Origin of the sequence: Kribbella sp. NPDC049227, from assembly GCF_043197265.1 — a bacterium.
Lineage (GTDB): Bacteria > Actinomycetota > Actinomycetes > Propionibacteriales > Kribbellaceae > Kribbella.
This window is the reverse complement of the sequence record NZ_JBICST010000002.1, coordinates 58,367-79,788: the sequence shown is the minus strand read 5'-3', so window position 1 is coordinate 79,788 and position 21,422 is coordinate 58,367. Positions and strand designations below refer to the sequence as shown.

Below are 21,422 nucleotides of genomic sequence, written 5' to 3'. Positions count from 1 at the left end.
GCGTCAACTGAACGCCTGCGCCGCCCGGTGGAAGCGATCGCCGACCGCACGAACCGCCTCGGCCAACTCGGGCGCATCCAGTACTTCGAAGTCCGCGTCCAACAGGCCCAACCACAACGCCAACTGATGCGGATCATCTGACCCCAACTCGACGATGCACGTGTTGTCGTCAACCACCTCAGGCTCGATCGGGATCGGCATCCGATTCTGCACGTACAGACTCGACGCCTCGACCCGAATCCGCGCCCGGTAATGCCACGACGCCTCTCCCACAGAACGCCGTACGAACTCCCCTGCATCCTCGGGCAACTCCCGCGGCACGAACCTGGGCCCGTTGGGCACCCTGAGGTGCATCCGATCCACCCGGAACGTCCGCCACCCCTCCCGCCCGTTGTCCCAAGCAACCAAATACCACCGCCGCCCCCAAGCCACCAACCGATGTGGCTCCACCACCCGAGGCGGCTGTACGTCGCCCTGCTCCTCGGCCTCACCACTACGCGGCTCGTCACCCCAAACCCCGCCGTCCGACCCGCCGGCGTAGTCGAACCGCAACAGCTCCCGATCCCGAATCGCCGACGCGATCGCCGTCAACACCTCAGCATCGACCCGCGACCCGCCGCCCCCACCCACAGCAACCGTCGCCCCCGCCACCGCCCGCACCCGATGCCGCAACCGCGACGGCAACACCTGCTCCAACTTCACCAACGCCCGTACCGACGTCTCCTCAATCCCCGCCACACCCCCAGCCGCCGCAGTCCGCAACCCCACCGCAACAGCCACCGCCTCCTCGTCATCCAACAACAACGGCGGCAACTCCCCACCAGCCCCCAACCGATACCCACCCGCCACCCCCGGCCGCCCCTCAACCGGATACCCCAGCACCCGCAACCGCTCGACGTCCGTCCGCAAAGTCCGCGTAGAAACCCCCAACCTCCCCGCCAACTCCACCCCCGCCCAATCCCGCCGAACCTGCAACAACGAAAGCAACCGCAACAACCGAGCCGACGTCTCCAACATGACCACATCGTCCCACCGATCGCGGAAGATTCCGTTCCGCGATAGCCGCGACGGTCAGAACCGAAGCTCCGAGATCTCCGTCAAATCGATCCCGTACCGCGCATACACCTTGACCGTGTTCTCCCCGGTCAACTGCTCCTCCGCGACCCCGAGCAAGGCCGCCACCCCGACAACATGCTCCCGAGACTGCCCCTCGATCTCCAGGTACGGCGGGATCCGCGGCCACCAGTCGATCTCCAACTGAGCACCATCGAGCTCGAAGCTCACCCGCCGATTCTCCTGGTACGACTTCGGCTCGAACCCGATCCGCCCCAACAACTCGTTCGTCGCCTCGAAGTCACCAACCTCGACCTCGGTCTCAGTCGTCCCGTCGATCCCGTCGTGCGCGATCTCCTTCACGGTCAACGTCACCGCGGTACCCGTGTCCCGCAACCGAATCCACCGCGACTCGTCCCCCGCCGCAATGTCATAGACATACCGCCGCATCAGCCGATCCCCCACCCGCCGCCCACCCAGCCGAAGAATCCTCCCCGCGAGTGCATCCGGCTCAACATCCAGCACCTTCGCCTCAAACTCGATGGGCACGCGGCCTATCCCTCTCTACCGATGGAGTGGCTGAGCAAGGTCACGCCTTCTCGGGCGCCTGCCCCCGGACGTCGTCGGGTGGAAACCTCGACGCCGAGCCGCTCAACTTCCGCAGGGCGGCATCCCCCAGATCGATCTTGAGTACGTCGGCCAATCGCACGAGATACAGGAGTACGTCGGCCATCTCCTCACCAACTCGACTCCGAAGCGGCTCGTCCTGGACCCGCGCAGCCGCCGATTCCGCCGGCAACCACTGAAACAGCTCAGCAAGCTCACCCACCTCACCGACCAGAGCAAGAATCAGCGACTTCGGATCATGGAACTGAGCCCAGTCCCGCTCCTCGGTGAAGGCCCGCATGCGATCACGCAGCTCAATCAGATCAGACACGCCGCGAGCATCCCACGGATCTCACTCCGCCCGCGCAGTGGATAGATCGTGGGGCGAAGCCTGCCGATCCTCGCTCAGGATCTCGCAGACGCAGGCCTGAACAAGGTCGAAGTCCTGGTCGAGCACCACCTACCACTGACCTCGAAGCGCGGTGCGCTCACACACTCGCTGGTCTCTGGGCGATGGGCCGGTCCCCGTGGCCGCGCCCATCGTCACCCCGAATGGACCGCCCGGTGCCATACCCGGTGGGTGGACTGCGAGGAGTTGCTGTCAGCCAGGCACGATTCTTGGGCGGCGCCACCGCGATGCATTGCCATATCGCGCCCGCAAGCAGCTGATGGTGGCGAGTCGCCGGTTGTCGTCAGGCATCACGGAACCCGCAGTCGGCCCGGATCACCGCGTTCCCGCGGGGTGATGGCTGGGTGAGCCAGAACACCTTCGCGCAATTGATACGCGAGCTCGGACTGGCCGCCAGCTGTCGGAGGCCAACGAACAGATCCTCGCGGCACGGACGTGGTCCCGTCCAGACAGCCCAACGACGTCCTCAACGGGTCAAGGCCGGGCTTTCCCGGGCTGGCCGGCCTTGACGCCGGACTGCGAGACGAGTGTCGAGCTGGTCGGAACGGGCGGTGGTCAGCCACTCGCCGACGCAACACGCCATCGACGACCAGCGGCCGCTCATGTTGGATGATGAGCAGGATTCGATCTGAAGTCTGCTCAGGGGGCACACAAGAGATGTCGACCAGCGGTAGCGGCCAGTCGTCCCGATCCGAGTCACCAGGACCAAGGCGCAAATCGCTTGAAGTCTGCGCCGGCGCGGGTGGCCTGGCACTCGGGCTCGAGCAGGCCGGATTCGACCCGGTACTGCTCATCGATAATCGTCCGGTAGCGTGTGAAACACTCCGACTCAATCGGCCGATCTGGGATGTTCACGAAATGGACCTCCTGGAGTTCGATCCCGTCGAACACCCACAGGTCTATGACATCGATCTCCTTTCAGCGGGTCTGCCAAGGGTCGAGGCAACGGCGAGTGGCCGTCGTGCTCAGGGCAGCGATGTGGAACTACATTTGATCAAGGCCACCATTCTTCTGATGCATGCTGTGCAGCCCGGCGCGCTCCTCGTAGAGAATGTCCCTGATCTGGTGACGAAGGAGACATATGCGCCGATTCGCGAGTTCGTCGGGATCGAACTCGCCCACTTGGGGTACCGACATCGGTGGTTCGTGCTCAATGCAGCTAACTACGGCGTGCCGCAAGATCGAAAACAAGGAGTGCTCGTCGCCTTCCGTGACGACCGGCTCGAGGCGTTCAGTGAACCTCCACGAGATCTGTCGCCTCCGATCACGGTCGGAAGAGCACTTGAGCAGTCCATGGCCGAACGCGGATGGGAGCAGGCGCGCGTCTGGGCTGCGCAGGCGAACCGGATCGCACCGACACTTGTGGGCGGATCATGGAAGCGAGGTGGGGCTGATCTTGGCCCGACTGGCACCAAGAATGCCTGGGAGAAGATGGGTGTCGACGGCGGCACGGTGGCAGACAAGGTTCCGGACCAGGACTTTCACTGGGATCCTGACAGTGGCCGCGAAAGCATGGTCAGGCTGACAGTCGAGCAGGCGGCCCTGCTTCAGGGGTTTCCGGAGGACTGGCGGTTCGCCGGCCGCAAGACCGCACGCTATCGTCAGGTCGGCAATGCGTCGCCACCGCCTGTGGGACGCGCACTGGGCCTGGCCATCGGGGACGCCCTCGATGCGTGTTGATGGATTGCGACGTCCGTGGAGGAGCTAAAATCCCACGCCATGACGCATGTCCAGCCGGAGCTCTTCTCCATCGCCGAGCCACAGATGGTGGACCTGTTTGCCGGCCCCGGTGGTCTGGATGTGGCCGCTCGGTGGCTGGGTGTCACCGCTCACGGGATCGAGTGGGATGCAAATGCGTGTGCAACGCGCGAGGCTGCGGACTTGGCTACGACGTGGGCTGACGTTCGTGAGTACGGCCCGAAGGACTTCCCTACGGCGTCATTGCTGACAGGCGGTCCTCCATGTCAGACATACACAGTGGCGGGATCAGGCGCAGGGCGTCGAGCTCTCGATCGAGTGCTGGAGCTTGTGCGCCGCATGGCAGATGGTCACGAGGTCACCCATCGCGTCGCCGAACTGGACGATGAGCGCACCGGCCTGGTTCTGGAACCTCTTCGTTGGGCGCTCGAGGCGGCCGACCGAGGGACTGCGTACGAAGCGATCGTCCTCGAGCAGGTCCCAGCGGTTCTGCCGGTTTGGGTTGCCGTCGCCGATGCCCTGAAGACCGTGGGATATAAAACTGCCTGCGGCATTCTGCACACAGAGGAATTCGGGGTGCCCCAGACGCGTCGCAGGGCGATTCTCATCGCGCGACTGGACCACAAACCGGAGCTCCCCAAGCCGACGCATCGTCGGTATCGGAAAGGAATCGCGCGCACGGAAGGCAGTCCCCAATTACGACCGTGGCAGACCATCGGCGATGCTCTCGGACGAAATAGCCCGTTCGTAGTGATATCCAACTATGGCACCGGTGGCGATCCGAGGGCGCGAGGCAGGCGTCGATCTGATGAGCCCGCAGCGACTGTCACAGGCAAAATCTCACGAAACCGTGTCATGACCGAGACCGGAGAATCAGGCAGATTCACCGTGCAGGAGGCCGGCCGTCTGCAGACGTTCCCTCCCGACTATCCCTGGTCTGGTAACGACATATCCCAACAGATCGGCAATGCGATCCCCCCGCGACTCGCTGCACACGTCTTGGCCGCAGCGCTCGATCGAGAGATCGACGAGGCAGCGCTGGACGAGGCGGTTCGTGCGCACTGGCGGTCGGCGGTTGAAGCGCCTTTGGCACGGGCTATTTGAGCCTCGGATGCATATTCCGATCGCGGCCTGGCATCAGGCTTCGGTCGGAGCCGAGTGTCGTGGCCTATCGCGCACCGGCGCTTCAGCCAGAAGCTGCTCGAACAGCGGAACGAGCGCGGCGATCGCATCTTTGCCAACGCTTCCGTCATCGGGCCCGTCGGGTAGACGATCCCATGGGACGGGCGGCATGTCCGCAGCGTCGCTGATCCAATCCTGAAGGGCAGCCGTGTCGACGAAGTCTTCCGGAGCCAGCGCGTCATACACCAAGGTGCTCCCCGCAGCGTTGACCGCGGACGACAGAGCGTTGATCCGGTCTCCGAGACGGGACACGTCCTGCAGCGCGAGTTGCTCGAGCACCGCGAGCATGGCCAACGCCGTCGGACGATGATCGATGACGTCCAGACGCATCGTCGTATTCAGGACGTCCGGCACGCGACAGGCAATCTCCGCCGTGCCATAATCCGAGGCGTTCCGAAACAATTCGGCAGCCCACCACAGTCTGGCGAACGCCTGCGTGTAGTGCGGGCCGCAGAACCGACTGGAAGCCGCCAACTCGGCGCCGCCATGTCGCCAGATCACGTAGTCCGGACACACGACCATCGCGAGGTAGTTCCAACGGCGGCTGTCCGCAGCTTCGGCCCTCGACATCCGCAGGGTCGCGTGAAGCCGCGGCGCGAGCCACTCGTCCGCTCTCACCCTCCTCCCGTCGAACCGTCGCATGGCTTCGACGAAAAGATCGCGCACCGGCTCGGCGCGCCACCGAGTGTCAACATCGGAAAGCATGGTGGCCGAGTTGAGAAGGGCGACGCGCGGGGAGCTCTGCTCTCCTGACTGTATTCCGCGGCTCAGGTATTTCGTCACGATCGCATCCGGGAGCAGACCCAACGTGCTCGGGACCTCGGAAGACTTCATCCGATTCATCGACCTTGACCCTCTTCGGTGCGGACAACGGAACGAACGGCAACCGTCAGCTTCTTCACAGCCTGGCTTCGCTTGCCTGCCGCATATTGAACCGATGTCTGTAGCTCAGACCAGCCGAATCCCTTCGCGCGGCGCTCACTGATCTCGTACAGCGCATCGTGCGGTGGATAACCGGGCATGACGTCGGGCAACATCATCTGGAGGACCCGACCACGCCATCCTGCCGGCATACGCGGCGTCCCATCCTCATCGACATCAAGATCCGCCACTGCTGCGTGGAACATTGCAGTCCAGGCATCCTGCGCGATCTGACTCGCTGTGATGTCTCTCAGAACCTTCTCGACGGGCGTTCCGCCCGTGCGATTGAGCAGGTCCACCAGACCTTCGACAGCACGAGTGTTGAGATATACCGTCGGGATCTCACTGGTCGTGTCCACGATCCAGGCGGAGTCCTTAAAAGGGCGGAGCCACTCATGTGGCCCTTGGAGGAAGTCGATCTGGACGATCTCCAGCTCGCGTTGACGCACGGGAACCATCGCCTTCAAGTCAATGAACCAGGTCTCGGTGGTCTGCCCGATCAAGCGTCCGTCGATGCCATCCACGGTCGCCGAGATGTTGAGCGACAGGTTTGCCCGGGTCAGATGCCGTGAGTGGTCAAGGTCGACGGCGCCTGACCAGCTTCCGTCGGCTTCGCGAGTGAGACGGGCCGTCGTACGCGCGTTGGTCGCCTTCTCCGTGAGCACAGCCAAGCAGACGATGTCGCTCCACGGTCCATCGACGAACTCTGCCTCCGGAAGGAAGGCCTTCAGGCGGAGTGAAGCGGTGTCCCAGTCCGCGCGACCGGTCTGGTGGAGGGCGACCGTCCGTTCGGCCCTCGAGATCTTGGTAAACGGGAGCTCCGCGCCGTCGACCGTTACCGAGACGACGTCGAGCGCCAGATCTCCGAACAGGGTCGGATACGGAAACACAGGCTTCATCCCAGGCCCCCCCGGGTCTTCTGAACCTCGATGACCAAGCGAGCGAGCCCGCCCTGCACCGGATGCGTCGAGGGGTCGGTGATTCCGACGAATGTCGCAGCACGCACGCCCGCGGCAATCACGAGATTCTCGTTCTCCACTGTGCAATTCTGGGATGCGGCGAGCGATTTCCAGGCGACCATCGGTCGGCCGCCGGACCTGACGTCGAACTTCGCAACCGGCGTCAACAGCCAAGGGTCATCAGCAACTGGCAACCTCAGGTCGACCCTGACCTGCCAGCCACCTGTGTCCTCGACATGCGCGCTGACATTGTGGACCGTGGCGACACTTTGTGCCCGCCGGCCGCCCGCCGATGCACCGCTGAGTCGCAACAGCTCACGAAGAACGGCGGGACCGCCATGTGACTCGACCTCGCGCCGACCAACGAGCTGTCGAACTGCGCGATCGATCTCGGATCGGAACTCGCGAAGTCGGCTGAGTGCTCCCCGCTCGTACGACGATGTGAGTTCCTCTGTTCGATCCCATCTGTCATGATCAGGCGGTTCGGATGCCCGCAAGAAGCGCTCAGCCACTGCCACATCGGGGTCCGTTCGTCCAGTGGCGAATCCCGCCAAAAGGACCGCCTGAAACGATATCGCGCCCAACGGTAAATCGCGCGGCCGCAGTTCGTTGACAGTCATCCGCGTACCCCGCATACAGACGACGCGATTGACACCCTCCGCGCCCTCCGCCGTCGGAGTCAGCAAGAGCACTGCGGAATGTTTCGTGGGTTCCTCCCCCGCCTTGATGACGTTCCTCAAGGAGGGGACGACGAGCGGAACCTCGATCTGCGCTACTTGATCGCTCGATCTGAGCTCCGCGACTGTGTTCCCGTCGAGGTACGCCTGTAGCGCACGACTCAGGACCGGGTGGTGCGCATGCGGGTCGACGCGCTCCTCAGGTATGAACACCTGGCCGTTCCGCAGCGTCATGACTCGGGCCTCGAGCATCGGATGTGCGGCGCGGCCTGACACCATCGCCGCCCAGAATCCATCGGCAAGCGCGCGCACTAGCTTGTCATGCATCTCCTGCAGGGTCTCCGCATCACCCGAAGCGTCATGCGCGCCGACGATCAGGAATGAGGTGCCGGGTGCGTCATACGGTCGCTCCAAACGAAGATCGCGCACCGTCTGCTCGTCGGCCCACCAAGAGCGTGACACGTTCTCATGGCCCGGCTCGGTGTCGGGCTCACCGAACCATCCAGGCCCCGCGAAGGCTTCCCCGCCGATCTCATGCCATGGAAGGTCCACACGGCCGATGACCCGGCGGTGTGTTCGCCCTTCATGCGGAAGCGAGAGCGTCGAATTGATCATCACGAGGCCGAAGCGGCTCGTGCCCCAGAGCGTCGCCTTTCCCAGGCCGTAGGAGCCGCCGGCCCGGGCACCGGGCTGCTTGTGGCTGTCGAGCTGACGGCGCACGACGGCAGCGAAGCGCCCATCACCGTATTCGGGACCCGTGAGGCCGGCGGCGTTATAGTCGTCGATCCTGAGAAGGACAAGTGTTCCACTCTCGGAGAGCTCGTCGAGCGCGACACGAAGACTTCGGGACACCTTCTGATCCGTTGCTGCGGCACTCTCGTAGTGCCTGAGCAAATCCTGCCAGTTCAGCGCGGCGAGGAAGGAGCTGAGCGACTCACCGCTGAGGGAGTGCAGGGTGTAGCGGACACTCACCGGCTGGGACAGGTCATGGCACTCGTCCAGAGAGTTCTGTGTCGCCTCTCTTGCCAAGACAGACAAGTCGGCGTCGAATGCGAAGGCCGCTGCGTTGCCGTATTCCCGCCCTCCATCCAAATGGGCGGGACGGTGGCGCCAGTGTCTCGGCAGGCCCATCACGACATCTTCCGTGCGGTTGTAGATCGATGCCGGATCGGTCCCCAGAGCCTCGGCAATCGCGCGCTTGGTCTCCTCGCGAGGTTCTGCGCGCCCGGTGATCCATGCCGAGACGGCCGCTCTCGTCAGGTCCAACTGAACCGCGAGATCCGCCTGAGTCATCCCGGCACGCCGTAGCTGCCGACCCAGCCACGGCCCGAACGCCTCGGCTTGCTTGTCGCCCATCGCCACCCCTCGATCACGGCCGTGATTGCCCTCATCAAATTATGATTGACAACCTCCGTTGCGTCAAATTAGCGTAGACACCACTACGTTCGGAAGTCGTCTTCGCAGGATCCGGGCAAGGTTTCTCCAGGAATCTTGCCGAATCCTGTAACGAAAAGTAGTCGCCGAACGGTTGTACATGCGTCGGTTGCGAGCCATGCTCATCGTTCGCGACTGCTCAGAGCTGGGGGGAACATCATGAGTGGCTCACTGTCGGCATGCCCGGCGGCAGAGGTTTGGCTGTGACGGCCGCGGACGGTCCGGTCCTCGAACGCGTGCGGGCGTTGACGCTTGACGCGCTCGCGACCTACGCCGTTAGCCCGCGGCGCGTAGAGGAAGACGCGAACGGAGAGCGTCGCATTCACCAAGGCGGCTACGGCGACCGTCAACTGTTCGAACTGATTCAGAACGCCGCCGACGAGCTGGTCGCTCCGGCCGATCACGGCGGCCGCATCCACGCGATTCTCACCGCGGACAACCTGTACTGCGCAAACGAGGGGGCTCCGATCACTGCCGATGGCGCGGAGACGATTCTTCGGATGGGGGTCTCGAAGAAACGCGGTGGTCAGATCGGACGATTCGGCGTCGGCGTGAAGTCGGTCCTCTCGGTGACGCGTGCGCCGCAGTTCTTCAGCCGGTCAGGCGCCTTCGGGTTCGACGCCGACTGGTCGACGACCGAGATCCTGCACGCGGTCAACCACGGAGGTCTCACGAGAGGTGAGCCGCCGTTCGAACGACTGGACGAGGTACCGGTCCTCCGATTGGCGCGACCTCTCGACGAACAGTCGGAGCGTGCCGCCGATCCGATTCTCGATGATCTGCTGCAGTGGGCGACGACGGTCGTACGACTCCCGTTGCTTCCCGGATGCGCAGCTGCTCTCAGTTGCGACATTCACCAATCGCCAGGCCGACACGACCGCACCGTCCGCGAGTTCCCTCACCTGTTCCAGCTCTTCTCGAACCACGTCGGGACGGTGCTTCTGGACGATCGCAGGGTCATGCCGACAGTGCGCCGCGAGATCACTCTGACCCACGACGGTGTCAATCACACGATCCATGAATCGCGCAGCGGGGCCAAAGCGATCACCGAACAGCATCGAGTTTTCGTACGTGCCCATCAAGTCTCTGACGCATCGCGCGTACTCGCCGGAGAACTGCACGCGCGCGGCACCATCGATGTCTCCTGGGCGGTGCCGGAGTACCACCTGGTCCGAAGCGAATCCGGCCGAGTCGTGTTTCAGGTGCCCAACGAGCGCGGCGTCTTCTGGTCTTTCTTCCCGACAAAGTACTCGACCACGTTGAGCGGCGCGCTCAACGCAGCCTGGAAGACGAATGAAGATCGCCAGAACCTCCTCGACAGCAGCAGCCTGAACTCCGAGCTTCTCGATGTCGCAGCCGCTCTGATCGTCGATTCCCTTCCGGAGCTGGTGGTGCCGGAGGATCCGGCGGCCTACCTGCCGCTGCTTCCTGGCCGCTCGAAGGAGTCTCCGAATTGGGCGTGCGCCTACCTCACCGAAGAGGTCTGGAAGCGCGCCGCTTGCAGTCCTTCATTGCCGGATCAAGACGGTCGACTGTGTATGCCGACCAAGTTGCGGATTCACCCTGAACGGCTAGGCTCAGCGGTCCTCTCGCTCTGGAGGGCCTATCCGGAGCGCCCGCGCGACTGGGTCCACCATTCCGTCGATTCGCAACCGATTCGCCGAGGCAAGATGCACCATATTCTCGAGGCGGCGTCTCACCGTGAGCCTGAATCGATTCGAGCCTGGCTCGAGGCGCTGGTCGAGGATGAGTCTCCCGCGGCGTCAGCTGCAGCGATCCGAGTTCTGTCACATCTCCTTGATCACGAGCTCGCGCCGGTCGACGCCGCCCATCAAGCCCTGGCGGATGAGGCTCGAATGGCGCGCATCGTTCTCACCGAGGAGCACGGCCTCGTGGCAGCGGTCCCAGGTCGTGTCTTCCGACGGACGGCGGAAGATGGGCTGAGGGACGATCTGACGTATGTCGACCAACAGATCGCCGGCGACCCGACCATGCTTCGGCATCTGGATCGACTCGCGATTCGCGATGCGGACAATCAAGGCCGCTTCCACAGCGTGCTCGATCAGGGTTTCAAGGGATACACCGACGACTCATGGAGCCGCTTCTGGGAACTCGTACGGGTCGCAGGTGGGACGAGTCAGACCTCGGTCATTCGAAGCAAGGTTTCGGATCCGGCGATGACCATCCGTGTGAAGACGATGGCGGGCGTCTTCAGACCCATGAAGCATTGTCTGCTGCCAGGCCCGGTCGTCCCGAGCGACGGCTCGCGAGATGCGCGGCTCACCGTCGACATCGCCTTCCATACCGACGATCTGTCGGTTCTCCGGGAGCTGGGGATGACGGACCGGCCAACCACGGGGTACCGCCCGGAGGAAGACGACTGGTTCGCGGATTACCACCGGGACGCCTATGACACCTACTGCGGGGAGCTGGAAAGCACGGCTTCTCGGGTACAACTTCACACGGTCAGATTGGAAGGATCGCCAACCGCCGGGCCCCTGCACCTCTTCATCGACTTGTCCGATGAAGGCAAGGCGGCCTTTCTCGCCACGATGCCAGAGGACGGCTTGGTCGAGAACTGGACTCGTCAGATCGGTCGATCCGTCAACACTCGCACGGCGGTCGAGTCACCCATCAGGTGGCTGTTGCGAGGCCATGGAACAGTCAAGACCTCAAAAGGCTTGACCCCGACAGTCGACGCTGTCGGCCCACAACTTGCAGATTACGCAGCTGTTCTGCCGGTTGCCGAGATCAGTGCCATCAAAGCACGTCGTCTGGGCTTGCCCGACCGTGCGGAGCAGGTTGGTCCAGAGCGCTGGTCGAACCTGCTGGAGATGGCCAAGACCAGTACGGACGACACATTCGTAGGTCGGACCTATGCGCTCTTGATTCGCGTCGCGCCGGACGTCGTCAATGCTGAGGTCGACGTTCGATGCCGGGTTGGCGATGGGTGGGAACAACGACCGGACAGCGACATCGCAGTTGCTTTCACGCAGGATCAGTACGCCGAGTTGATCCGCGAACGGCACCCGGCGCTCCTGGTCTCTGCAGCGGAGGACATCGAGCAAGCCGAGTACATGATTCGGGAGTGGGGCATGCGCCGCGTCGCCGAGGTCGTCGAGCGGCGGGTGCGGTACGTCGCGAGCGGCCCAGGGGTATTGCTCACCGACGAATATCCACCACTGCGGCAACTCTTCGGCACACGGGTTGCCGGCCTCCAACTGCAGCACTGTAGTGAACTGGAGGAAGTGGTCCGTACGGCGGATGGCACCCGGACGGCCACACTCCGCGCGGTCAGGCAGGAGAGCACGCTCCTCGTTGTAGATGGCGCTTCTCACGACGAGACACTGGCGCTCGCAGATCAGGAGTTCGGCTGGCTCCTGGGACCGGACGGCTGCCGGCGGCTGATCGATGCACAGCTTCGACAAGAGCAGGACCAAGTCATGCAAGCACGCGTTCGCTCCATCCGTGCAAGCGACAGCGTGATCGAGAAGATCGCATTATTGATCGACGCCGAAGACCTGAGGAATGGTCTGCCGGACGGTCTGGTGGACAGCGAGATCGCCGAGACGGGCCACGAGCCCGATGGACGCCGACTGGCCGAGATGGCCTACAACGCCCATGACGACAGCATTCTTCGCGTACACAGCAAGGACATCGCGGCGTTGTTCCCCAAGGCGCCTTCTCGATTCGACGGGGGATCCTCGGCCCTCGGATTCGTGGCTTCCCTGGGATTTCCCGACACCTTCGCCGGTGCGTCGATCCCTTCGCTGCCGATGCGGTTGGAGGCCGAGGGACCAACTGAGTTCCCTGGGCTCCACGACTATCAAGAGCTGATCTCCACAAGGCTGACCGCATTGCTTCGACAGAATACTCCTCAGCGGGCGATGTTGAGTCTGCCCACCGGTGCCGGCAAGACAAGGGTCGCCTCAGAGGGAGTCATCCGGTGGATCCGGGAGTCTGGAGTACCTACGGGACCCATCGTTTGGATCGCACAGACGAACGAGCTGTGCGAGCAAGCCGTGCAATCATGGAAGTTCGTTTGGGAGAAAGTGGGACCGAAGCAGCCGCTGGTGATTGATCGCTTGTGGCACTCCAACTCGGCCACGCCGGTGAGCAGCCGACCGCATCTCGTGGTCGCCACCGATGCGAAGCTTCGAGTCTGCTTGGCGACCGAGGAGTACCGATGGCTGCGCGATGCGAGCCTCGTACTCGTCGACGAGGCACATGTCGCGATCTCGCCGACATACACGATGATACTGGAGCATCTCGGACTCACTCATCGCGAGTCTCGCTGCCATCTCATCGGACTGACAGCGACCCCGTATCGCAACGATGTGGACCTGACTCGACGTCTGGTTCAACGGTTTGGCGACCGCCGACTCGACGATGGGATCTTTGCAGGCGAGCCCATTCCGAGCTTGCAACAGCTCGGCGTGCTCTCGCAGGTCGAGCACAGGGAACTGGTAGGGGCCGAGATGCAGCTCTCCACGGACGAGCTGGCAACTGTTGCCGAGTTCAACGGGTTCCTCCCGAAGGGAGCCGAACAACGCTTGGCGGAGAACGAGAAGCGCAATCACCTCCTCATCGAGGAGATATCTGCTCTCCCGAGCGATTGGCCTGTCCTCGTCTTCGCCACATCCGTCCAGCACGCGAAGTTCCTCGCCGCCAAGTTGGGCGATCGCGGCATCCGCGCGGCCGCAATCGACTCGGCAACTCCTGCCGCCGAACGTCGCCAACGCGTCAATGCCTTCCGCGACGGCAGCATCCGGGTCATCACCAACTATGGGGTGCTCTCGCAGGGCTTCGATGCCCCCGCGACGCGCGCCGTCGTCATCGCCCGCCCGGTGTTCAGCGCCAACATCTATCAGCAGATGGTCGGGCGTGGGCTTCGTGGTCTGCGAAACGGCGGAAAGGACAGCTGCCTGATTCTCGACGTCCGTGACAACATCACGAACTTCCACAAGGAGCTGGCGTTCAACGAATTCGAGCATCTCTGGGACGGGAGTGCTCTGTGACGACGGACCACCCCGTCGACTTGACGGCACAACAATTGTCAGTTGTGAAACAGCCCTGGGATGCGCGGACCCTGGTCACCGCAGGGGCGGGAGCGGGCAAGACCACCACGCTCACACACCGCTTGGAGTACCTCACGAGTCAAGAGGGACTCAATGCCGTCGAGGTGTTGGTGTTGAGCTTCTCCAGAGCAGCAGTCCGTGAACTGCGGGAGCGAGTTGATCATTTGGCCACTCGCGCTCGTCTTGTTCGCGCGCAGACCTTCGATGGCTGGGCAGCGGCACTACTGCGACAGACGGGGACGCCACGCGATGACCTCCTGGGCATCAGCTTCGACGGAAGAATCGACCTGGCCACCCAGGCGATCGAAGGCGGACTAGTAGAGCAGCTGGAGGCCGGTGTCCCTTCCCACATCGTCATCGACGAGGTGCAGGATCTCGTCGGCGTTCGACGGGAGATGGTGGAGGCGCTGCTGGACCGGTTCTCCGACGGCTGCGGATTCACCGTCGTCGGAGACATGGCGCAGTCGATCTACGGGTTCCAGATGCGCGATGCGGAGGCTCGCCTGCAAGAGACCAACCGATTCTTCGACTGGGTCCGACGCTCGTTTCCTGATGATCTCATCGAGATTGTCCTGTCAGAGAACTTCCGGGCGAAGACGCCAGAGGCGCGTCTGGCGTTGCCGTACGGGCACCGACTGCAGCGTCTACCGAGTGATCGAATCGGTGCCGATCGTGAGGGTGGCGCCATATACGCTGAGCTGCGCTCTACGCTTCTCTCGGTACCCGACTTCGGTAGCCTCGACGACCGATTCGCTGTGGACTCATTGCGTTCGTTCGATGGCACCACAGCAATGCTCTGTCGAGAGAACGGCCAAGTCCTGGATCTATCCGAAGCGTTGAACTCTCACAACGTGCCTCACCGGATCCAACGGTCGACCAGAGAACGGCCTGCCCCTGCGTGGATCGCCGAGTTGTTCCTCGCAACAGGCGCAGCCGACATCTCGGAGGATCGGTTCGGCGAGATCACCTCGAATCTGATGACACCGATCGGAGCAGACGTGAGCCGGACGTGGCGCGCGTTGCGCCGTGTCGCCGCTGCGCCTCGCAATCAATTGAGTCTCCTATCCCTTCGGGAGGCGGTCGCTGACGGCCGGGTGCCCGATGAGCTTTGCGCGCCACCACAACACAAGCTGATCCTCTCCTCCGCGCACAGGGCCAAAGGGCTCGAGTTCGATCGCGTCGTCGTCATCGATCCGGGGGAGCTGCGACCACCAGGGCCGGATTCGGACCCCACCGCCGAAGCGCGCTTGCTGTATGTCGCGATGACGCGAGCCAGATGTGACATGTACCGAATGTCGAGACGAAGGCCATGGTTTCTGCGCAGAGGCGATCACCTCTGGCGACCTGTGGATAGATGGTACGGCAGCGGCCGGGAGAGATGGATGCGCAGCGCCTTGGAATCCACCGAACGCGATGTCTCCCACGTACGCCCGGCCTACAGCAGGGAGATTGCGGACGCGGCAGAAGTCCAACGGTATCTTCTGACCAGCGTTCGTTCAGGAGACGAGATCGAGGTCCGCAAGCTCCACGATCTCCCGATGTCGGACGTCGAGGCGCCTGAGTACGGGATCTTTCACGGCACTCAACAGATCGGCGATACATCGGTCCGATTCAGGGCAGATCTCTGGAGAGTCCTCAAGCGCGGCCCGACCTTTGAGATCCGGGATTGGCCTGACCGTGTCACCGGTCTTCGCATCGACTGCCTAGAGACCGTCGTCGGACATCCCGGCGTCACGGAGCAACTCCACATGGGCGACTCCGGAGTCTGGCTGGCTCCGCGGTTGTCAGGACTGGGCCGGTTGGTCTGGCCCGACAACGCCTCATCGAGGAAACCCGAGGATCACTGATGACGTCACCGCATGGATCGCACTACGCGCTCCGCAGGGACCTGCGAACCGCGCTGCGACAGGATTTGCTCGGTCCGTTCGACGGTCCGGATGAGGTTTTGGTCAGTGACGCCCCGGTCACCGCATATCCAATCGGCGTTCTGTTTCCCCAGTCGGCCGATGGACGCGAGCGCACCGCTGAGACAGATGAGACTGTCGATGCCCCTCCGGATGTCGTCAGCCGCGACGATTCGGAGCAGGGTACAGCCGATCTCGGCGTCTCGTTCGCAAACCAGCGCAAGCCGTCTTCCATCGGACTCACCTTTGCAATCGACACCCGCTTGGCTTCGACCTTGTTGGCGTCGGTCCGCGGGGCTGTCTACGTCCCCGAAGATGAAAACGGCCATCCCATCGAGCCGCGTCGAAGCGAAGCTCGCACTGTCGGACAGCAGCGCGAGAGGTGGCGGCGATCTCCGATCGAGTTCGAGAACCTCGCCATCGACGTGACTGCCGCCGGCGTTCAGCAACCGCGACTGATCCACCCAGGGCTTGAGCTGCGGGTACTGGTCCGACCGGCTCACAACGAGATAGCGACGATCACGGTCACCCTGGTGAACGTGCTGCGCGCCAACGAGTTCGACCTACAAGATGCCTACTGCTTCTTTCAGCCCGAAGTCCTGGTATCCGGTCTGCCAGGCACCGAGCCCTTCGTCGACCGCGCTTCCGACTTGGACGCAGTGGACGACGATGAGGCACTGAGCAGGCTCATCCACCGCCACGCTCCGCGCTTCGCCACCGGACACGGATGCTCGGTGCACTGGGCATGGGAGGCACCGGCAATCCACACCGCGATCCCTACCAGACCGACAGTATCGGCCGTCCGCACTGAGTTCATCCCAACCCACGAAGTGCTCCTCACCGACTCGAATCCCGATATCGACGACGAGGCACTTGGCATGGTTCGCCTGGGACATTCAGAGCGCGCCACGGTCGTGGAAGGCCTACGGCATCTTCTCGACAGCTACGACGAGTGGATCATCGCGAAGACCAGTGAGTTGTCCGAACTCGCCGGTTCAGTGCACGCTCCGGCCGCGGAACAGCAAGTCCGGCTTTGCAGAGCCGCTCATGCCAGGATGGGACGCGGCGTTCGCCTTCTCGCAGACGAGCGTCAACCAGAGATCTTTGAAGCCTTCCGCCTGGCAAATCAAGCGATGGCACAACAGCGCGGCCGTACAGCGTGGATCAAGAACGGGCGCAGTGGTACGCCGGACCTCGACAGCGCACGCTGGCGCCCCTTTCAGATTGCATTCGTCCTACTCTGCCTGGAAGGGATTGTCGACTCGAGCCACGACGATCGAGACATAGCCGATTTGTTGTGGTTCCCGACCGGCGGAGGAAAGACCGAAGCATACCTCGGGCTCATCGCATTTACGGTCTTTCTTCGACGTTTGCGTGACAAGGTCAACGGGGCCGGGGTCACCGTCCTCATGCGATACACGCTTCGATTGCTCACCCTCCAGCAGTTCGAACGCGCGGCCGCGCTGATTTGCGCCATGGAAAGTCTGCGAGCCAGGCATCACGCTCGCCTGGGAGAGAAACCAATCTCGATCGGAATGTGGGTTGGAGCCTCAGCGACACCCAACCGCCTCGAACGCGCCGAAGAGCGCCTCGCCGAACTGGCCAACAATCCGGGCAAGTCGTTGACCAAGGAGAATCCCGTCCAGCTTCAAGCGTGTCCCTGGTGCGGAGCCCCGCTCCAACCGCAGGACTATGAGGTCCGACTCGATTCGCGTCGCATGCTTGTGCGATGCCCAGGTGCCGACTGCGAGTTCCGGAACGGCTCGGGGCTGCCGGTGCATCTCGTCGACGAGGCGGTCTACGATGCGCACCCCACTCTTGTCGTAGCCACCGTCGACAAGTTCGCTTCCATGCCTTGGCGTCCGGAAACAGGGGCGCTGTTCAACCGCGATCTGGCCGATATAGTCCGGCCGCCTGAACTGATCGTCCAAGACGAGCTTCACTTGATCTCTGGCCCGCTGGGAACGCTGACGGGACTTTACGAGACAGCGATAGACATACTCGCGGATCGGCCGAAGGTCATCGCCTCCACGGCGACGATTCGTCGGGCATCGCATCAAGTCAAAGGACTATTCGACCGAAAGGTTGCACAGTTCCCGCCAGCTGGACTCGACTCCCGGGATTCGTGGTTCGCGGTGGAGACAGCCAGGGCAGACAAAGCATCTCGTCGGTACATCGGCTTGTTGACGCCCAGCACCAGCCAGGCAACTCTCTTGGTGCGCACGTACGCAAACCTCCTTGACGCCGTGGCCAACGCCGACACTCCAGCATCCGTGACGGACGCTTACTGGACCTTGGTCGGATACTTCAATAGTCTCCGCCTCCTCTCTGCAGCCGAACTCCAGGTGCGCGATGACGTGCAAGATCGTTTGGAGATGCTCGCCGCTCGACGGGATCTTGCGAGACCTCGCGAGGCATCGTCGCTGGTCGAACTCAGCAGCCGAGCCAACTCCAGCGACATCCCTCGGCACCTCAAGCAGCTCGACCTTGCGCTCCCGCACCGGGACACTCTGGACGTTCTGCTCGCCACGAACATGATCTCGGTGGGCGTGGACATCGATCGACTCGGTCTCATGGCAATCATGGGGCAGCCTCAAACGACTGCGGAGTACATCCAGGCATCCAGTCGCGTCGGCCGGCGACACCCTGGGCTGATCGCAGTCATGCTGAACTCGACTCGGTCTCGCGATCGCTCTCACTACGAGAATTTCCCCGCTTTCCACTCGGCGCTGTATCGAGACGTCGAGTCGACGAGCGTGACGCCGTTCTCGACTCGGGCACGAGATCGCGGACTGCATGCAGTGATCGTCGCATTGACGCGCTTGATGATTCCGGCCGCATCCGCCAACTCGAGTGCTGCGCACATCGAGGAGTTCGCGGATGAGGTCAACTCGATAGTGCGACCGCGATTCCTGGCTCGAGTCGAGGCAATCGACCCCGGAGAGCTGGAAACCACCACCGAAGAGTTCGACAACTTCCTGGCGTCCTGGAGACTGACCGCACAAGAGCACCCGGACCTCGTCTTCGAATCACCGCGGTTGGGTCGCCGTGCGGCACTGTTGAGCAGCTTCGACGGCACCGACGACGTGCATGACGACGGCGCGGGTTGGTCTACGTTGTGGAGCCTCCGCGATGTCGATGCCGAGTCGGCACTCTTTCTCGAACACAATCGTCAGGAGCGGTCATGACACCTCGCCCGCAACCCAGGCGCCGTCGGAACGTCAGTGGGCCGCAGCTGCATGGGCCACGCAAGCTGGGCGCCGTGCGGCGATCACAACTCATTACGACCTACGGCGTCGGCGCCATGATCGCGATAGACAACGAATCCTTCATCGTAGGCGGGCTCGACTCCTGGGACGTGACAACAGCGCCCGAAATCTTCGAGCGGCGCCTGGCCAATCTGCTCGGCGTGACCTCGTTTCGGCTCCCGCCTGCGCCGGATCCAGATCGCGGTCTCGACGGCGTCCGGGGTATCCGCTTTCCCGATTACTACTCCTGTCCGGAATGTGAGGTTCTGCAGTCGTTCCATCGATTCAACTCTCCCGCCGGAACGGCAAGGTGCTCTGACTGCCAGGAGGACCTTGTGCCATCGCGCTTCGTGCTGGGCTGCGACAACGGACACATCGAGGACTTCCCCTACTGGAAGTGGATTCACCGGGACAATCAACACTCTGGTGGTCTCTGCGACGGCACATTGTCCATCCACACCAGTGCGGACAGTGCCTCGCTACGATCAGTCATCATCAGCTGTAGCTGCGGCGTTCTCCCTGTATCGATGGAGGGAGCGTTTCGCGGCAAGTCTCTGATGGAGCTCGGCATCTTGTGCGGCGGTCACCGGCCCTGGTTGCGTTACGCGCCGCCACAAGCGTGCGCTGCCCGACCGAGAACGATGCAGCGCGGTTCCTCCTCCACCTGGCATCCAATCATGCGAAGTGCCCTGTCGATTCCACCGTGGGGTGAAGGCATACACAGCCTGATCGAGAGGCATCGCCTTTTCGGCGCCTCCGAAGAGAACCTCCGCTGGTTTTTCAGCCGCCGGCCAGGTCTGCTTGCCAGCCTGGATGCGGAACTTTCTGATGTCGTTCAGGTGGTGCAATCGCTCGACGTGGAGAATCACGAAGCCGGAGAATCCACCGATAGCGGGCAGATTTCAGCGGGTTCGCTGCGGCAGGAGGAGTACAGGCGACTCGTCCAGGGCCACCGAGCAACGTACGGTCCGGAGTGGCAGTCGTTCGTCTGCGAGCGACCCGAAGGCGACTCTTCCCGCGTCCAAAAAATGGGCATTCAGACGAGCATGCTGGTCAAGCGGCTCCGTGAAGTGCGTGCACTCGCAGGTTTCTCCCGCGGCGCAATTCCAACGGAGGCAGACTCCGAGGAGCGTTGTGCGCCGTTGTCGCTGGTGCCCGACATCGACTGGCTGCCTGCAATGGAGGTGAGCGGCGAAGGGGTGTTCCTATGCCTCGACGAGGAGCGACTTGAGGCCTGGGAGACCCTCCCGACTGTGCTCGCTCGTAGCGAGGCCATCCGAACAAGCCATCTCGATTTGCTCGGCGAACGGGCAGCCGGACGGCATGCCCCCGAGTCCCCGGTGTCTCCGCGGTTGGTATTGCTCCATACCCTCGCGCACCTGCTCATCAACGAGTGGAGCCTGGACGGAGGATATCCTGCCTCGGCTCTGCGTGAGCGTCTGTACGCTGACACAGAGATGGCGGGGGTCCTCATCTACACGGCGACCAGCGATTCGGCGGGTAGCCTCGGCGGCGTCGTCGCCCAGGGCGAGATCGCTCGTCTGGCAAGATCGCTCCGCTCCGCCTTAGAGCGCGCGAGCTGGTGCTCCAACGACCCTCTCTGCATGGAATCCGAGGGTAGTGGATCCGACAACCTGAACCTTGCTGCTTGCCATGCCTGCGTTCTCCTGCCCGAGACAAGTTGTGAAGTCGGCAACTCCTTCTTGGATCGAGCGCTGTTGATCGGAGATCCGCTCGGAGTGGTACCGGCCTATTTCTCCTCGTACTGATCTGCCGGCTGATCAACGTTGTCGCTGTTCGGCCCTGGCCGACGCTGTTCGACGACCGCACGGATGCGTTCCGCGGCTGCTGCCACGTCGTCGTGCTCCCAGATGCGAATACTGGCCCAACCGGCTTCCGTCAGTCGACTGTCTGTATTCGCATCCCTGCGACGGTTGCCTTCGATCTTGGTCCGCCAAAACGACGCGTTGTTCTTCGGCCAGGTCGCGTGCTCCGGGCATCCATGCCAGAAACACCCGTCGACGAAGACAGCGACTCGCGCCGGCCCGAATACGATGTCAGCCTCACGTCGAACGTTGCTCAACGGCCGACGGTGGACCCGATACCGCAATCCTGCGCTATGCAGGGCACGGCGCAGCTCTATCTCGACCTGCGTGTCTCGGGCCTTCTGTCGACTCATCCGCGAGCGGACGCTCGGCGTTGTCTCCATCGGATCCACATCCGGCATTGTCTCAGACGGCGTCGACGCCCTCG

At 63.0% G+C, this 21,422-nt stretch carries 13 protein-coding genes; 6 read left to right on the top strand and 7 right to left on the bottom strand.

Translation table 11 applies throughout. From position 1 onward, the window contains the following. Positions 1–3: 3 nt before the first annotated feature. The 3 genes from ACGFH6_RS07095 to ACGFH6_RS07085 are packed head-to-tail and all read right to left on the bottom strand — an operon-like array spanning position 4 to position 1,990. Positions 4–1,017 carry a helix-turn-helix transcriptional regulator gene (locus ACGFH6_RS07095; RefSeq protein ID WP_393381265.1) on the bottom strand — a complete coding sequence of 338 codons (1,014 nt, stop codon included), beginning with the start codon at positions 1,015–1,017 and terminating at the stop codon, positions 4–6. A gap of 54 nt (positions 1,018–1,071) precedes the next feature. Continuing rightward, positions 1,072–1,602: a class IV adenylate cyclase gene (locus ACGFH6_RS07090; RefSeq protein ID WP_393381264.1), complete on the bottom strand. Its 531-nt coding sequence runs from the start codon at positions 1,600–1,602 to the stop codon at positions 1,072–1,074. A 40-nt stretch (positions 1,603–1,642) separates the two neighbouring features. Next, positions 1,643–1,990, bottom strand: a complete 348-nt coding sequence (locus ACGFH6_RS07085; RefSeq protein WP_393381262.1) for a nucleotide pyrophosphohydrolase — start codon at positions 1,988–1,990, stop codon at positions 1,643–1,645. Positions 1,991–2,677: 687 nt separating this feature from the next. Between ACGFH6_RS07085 and ACGFH6_RS07080 the strand changes: the two genes are divergently transcribed. Together ACGFH6_RS07080 and ACGFH6_RS07075 are read left to right on the top strand one after the other, a co-directional pair. Beyond that, the gene (locus ACGFH6_RS07080) at positions 2,678–3,748 is read left to right on the top strand and encodes a DNA cytosine methyltransferase (protein ID WP_393381260.1); all 1,071 of its coding nucleotides are present in this window, start codon (positions 2,678–2,680) and stop codon (positions 3,746–3,748) included. A 39-nt stretch (positions 3,749–3,787) separates the two neighbouring features. Further along, positions 3,788–4,870, top strand: coding sequence for a DNA cytosine methyltransferase (locus tag ACGFH6_RS07075; protein ID WP_393381259.1), 1,083 nt, complete (start codon positions 3,788–3,790; stop codon positions 4,868–4,870). A 33-nt stretch (positions 4,871–4,903) separates the two neighbouring features. Here the strand turns inward: ACGFH6_RS07075 and ACGFH6_RS07070 are convergent, their stop codons facing one another. The 3 genes from ACGFH6_RS07070 to ACGFH6_RS07060 are packed head-to-tail and all read right to left on the bottom strand — an operon-like array spanning position 4,904 to position 8,861. Then, entirely contained in the window at positions 4,904–5,782 is an 879-nt protein-coding gene (locus tag ACGFH6_RS07070) for a DUF6339 family protein (protein ID WP_393381257.1), read from the bottom strand. Between the two features lie 5 nt (positions 5,783–5,787). Beyond that, on the bottom strand, positions 5,788–6,768 hold the full coding sequence (locus tag ACGFH6_RS07065) for a hypothetical protein (protein ID WP_393381255.1): 981 nt from the start codon (positions 6,766–6,768) through the stop codon (positions 5,788–5,790). Then, positions 6,765–8,861 (bottom strand): helix-turn-helix transcriptional regulator, encoded by a 2,097-nt coding sequence (locus tag ACGFH6_RS07060; protein WP_393381253.1) that lies wholly within the window; start codon positions 8,859–8,861, stop codon positions 6,765–6,767. Before ACGFH6_RS07060 ends, ACGFH6_RS07065 begins: the two co-directional genes overlap by 4 nt. Positions 8,862–9,142: 281 nt before the next feature. On the opposite strand from ACGFH6_RS07060, the gene ACGFH6_RS07055 reads away from it, so the two are divergent. From ACGFH6_RS07055 to drmB, 4 genes are all read left to right on the top strand, one after another. Next, positions 9,143–13,957, top strand: a complete 4,815-nt coding sequence (locus ACGFH6_RS07055; RefSeq protein ID WP_393381252.1) for a DEAD/DEAH box helicase — start codon at positions 9,143–9,145, stop codon at positions 13,955–13,957. Further along, a complete protein-coding gene (locus ACGFH6_RS07050) occupies positions 13,954–15,864 on the top strand; it encodes a UvrD-helicase domain-containing protein (protein ID WP_393381250.1) in 1,911 nt (636 codons plus the stop codon). Before ACGFH6_RS07055 ends, ACGFH6_RS07050 begins: the two co-directional genes overlap by 4 nt. Beyond that, positions 15,864–19,109, top strand: coding sequence for a helicase-related protein (locus ACGFH6_RS07045; protein WP_393381248.1), 3,246 nt, complete (start codon positions 15,864–15,866; stop codon positions 19,107–19,109). Before ACGFH6_RS07050 ends, ACGFH6_RS07045 begins: the two co-directional genes overlap by 1 nt. Before the next feature lie 74 nt (positions 19,110–19,183). After that, positions 19,184–20,938: a DrmB family protein gene (gene drmB / locus ACGFH6_RS07040; protein ID WP_393381247.1), complete on the top strand. Its 1,755-nt coding sequence runs from the start codon at positions 19,184–19,186 to the stop codon at positions 20,936–20,938. Here drmB and ACGFH6_RS07035 read toward each other — a convergent pair. Further along, positions 20,920–21,378: a very short patch repair endonuclease gene (locus ACGFH6_RS07035; RefSeq protein WP_393383002.1), complete on the bottom strand. Its 459-nt coding sequence runs from the start codon at positions 21,376–21,378 to the stop codon at positions 20,920–20,922. The two genes, drmB and ACGFH6_RS07035, sit on opposite strands and share 19 nt — an antisense overlap. Positions 21,379–21,422 lie beyond the last annotated feature (44 nt).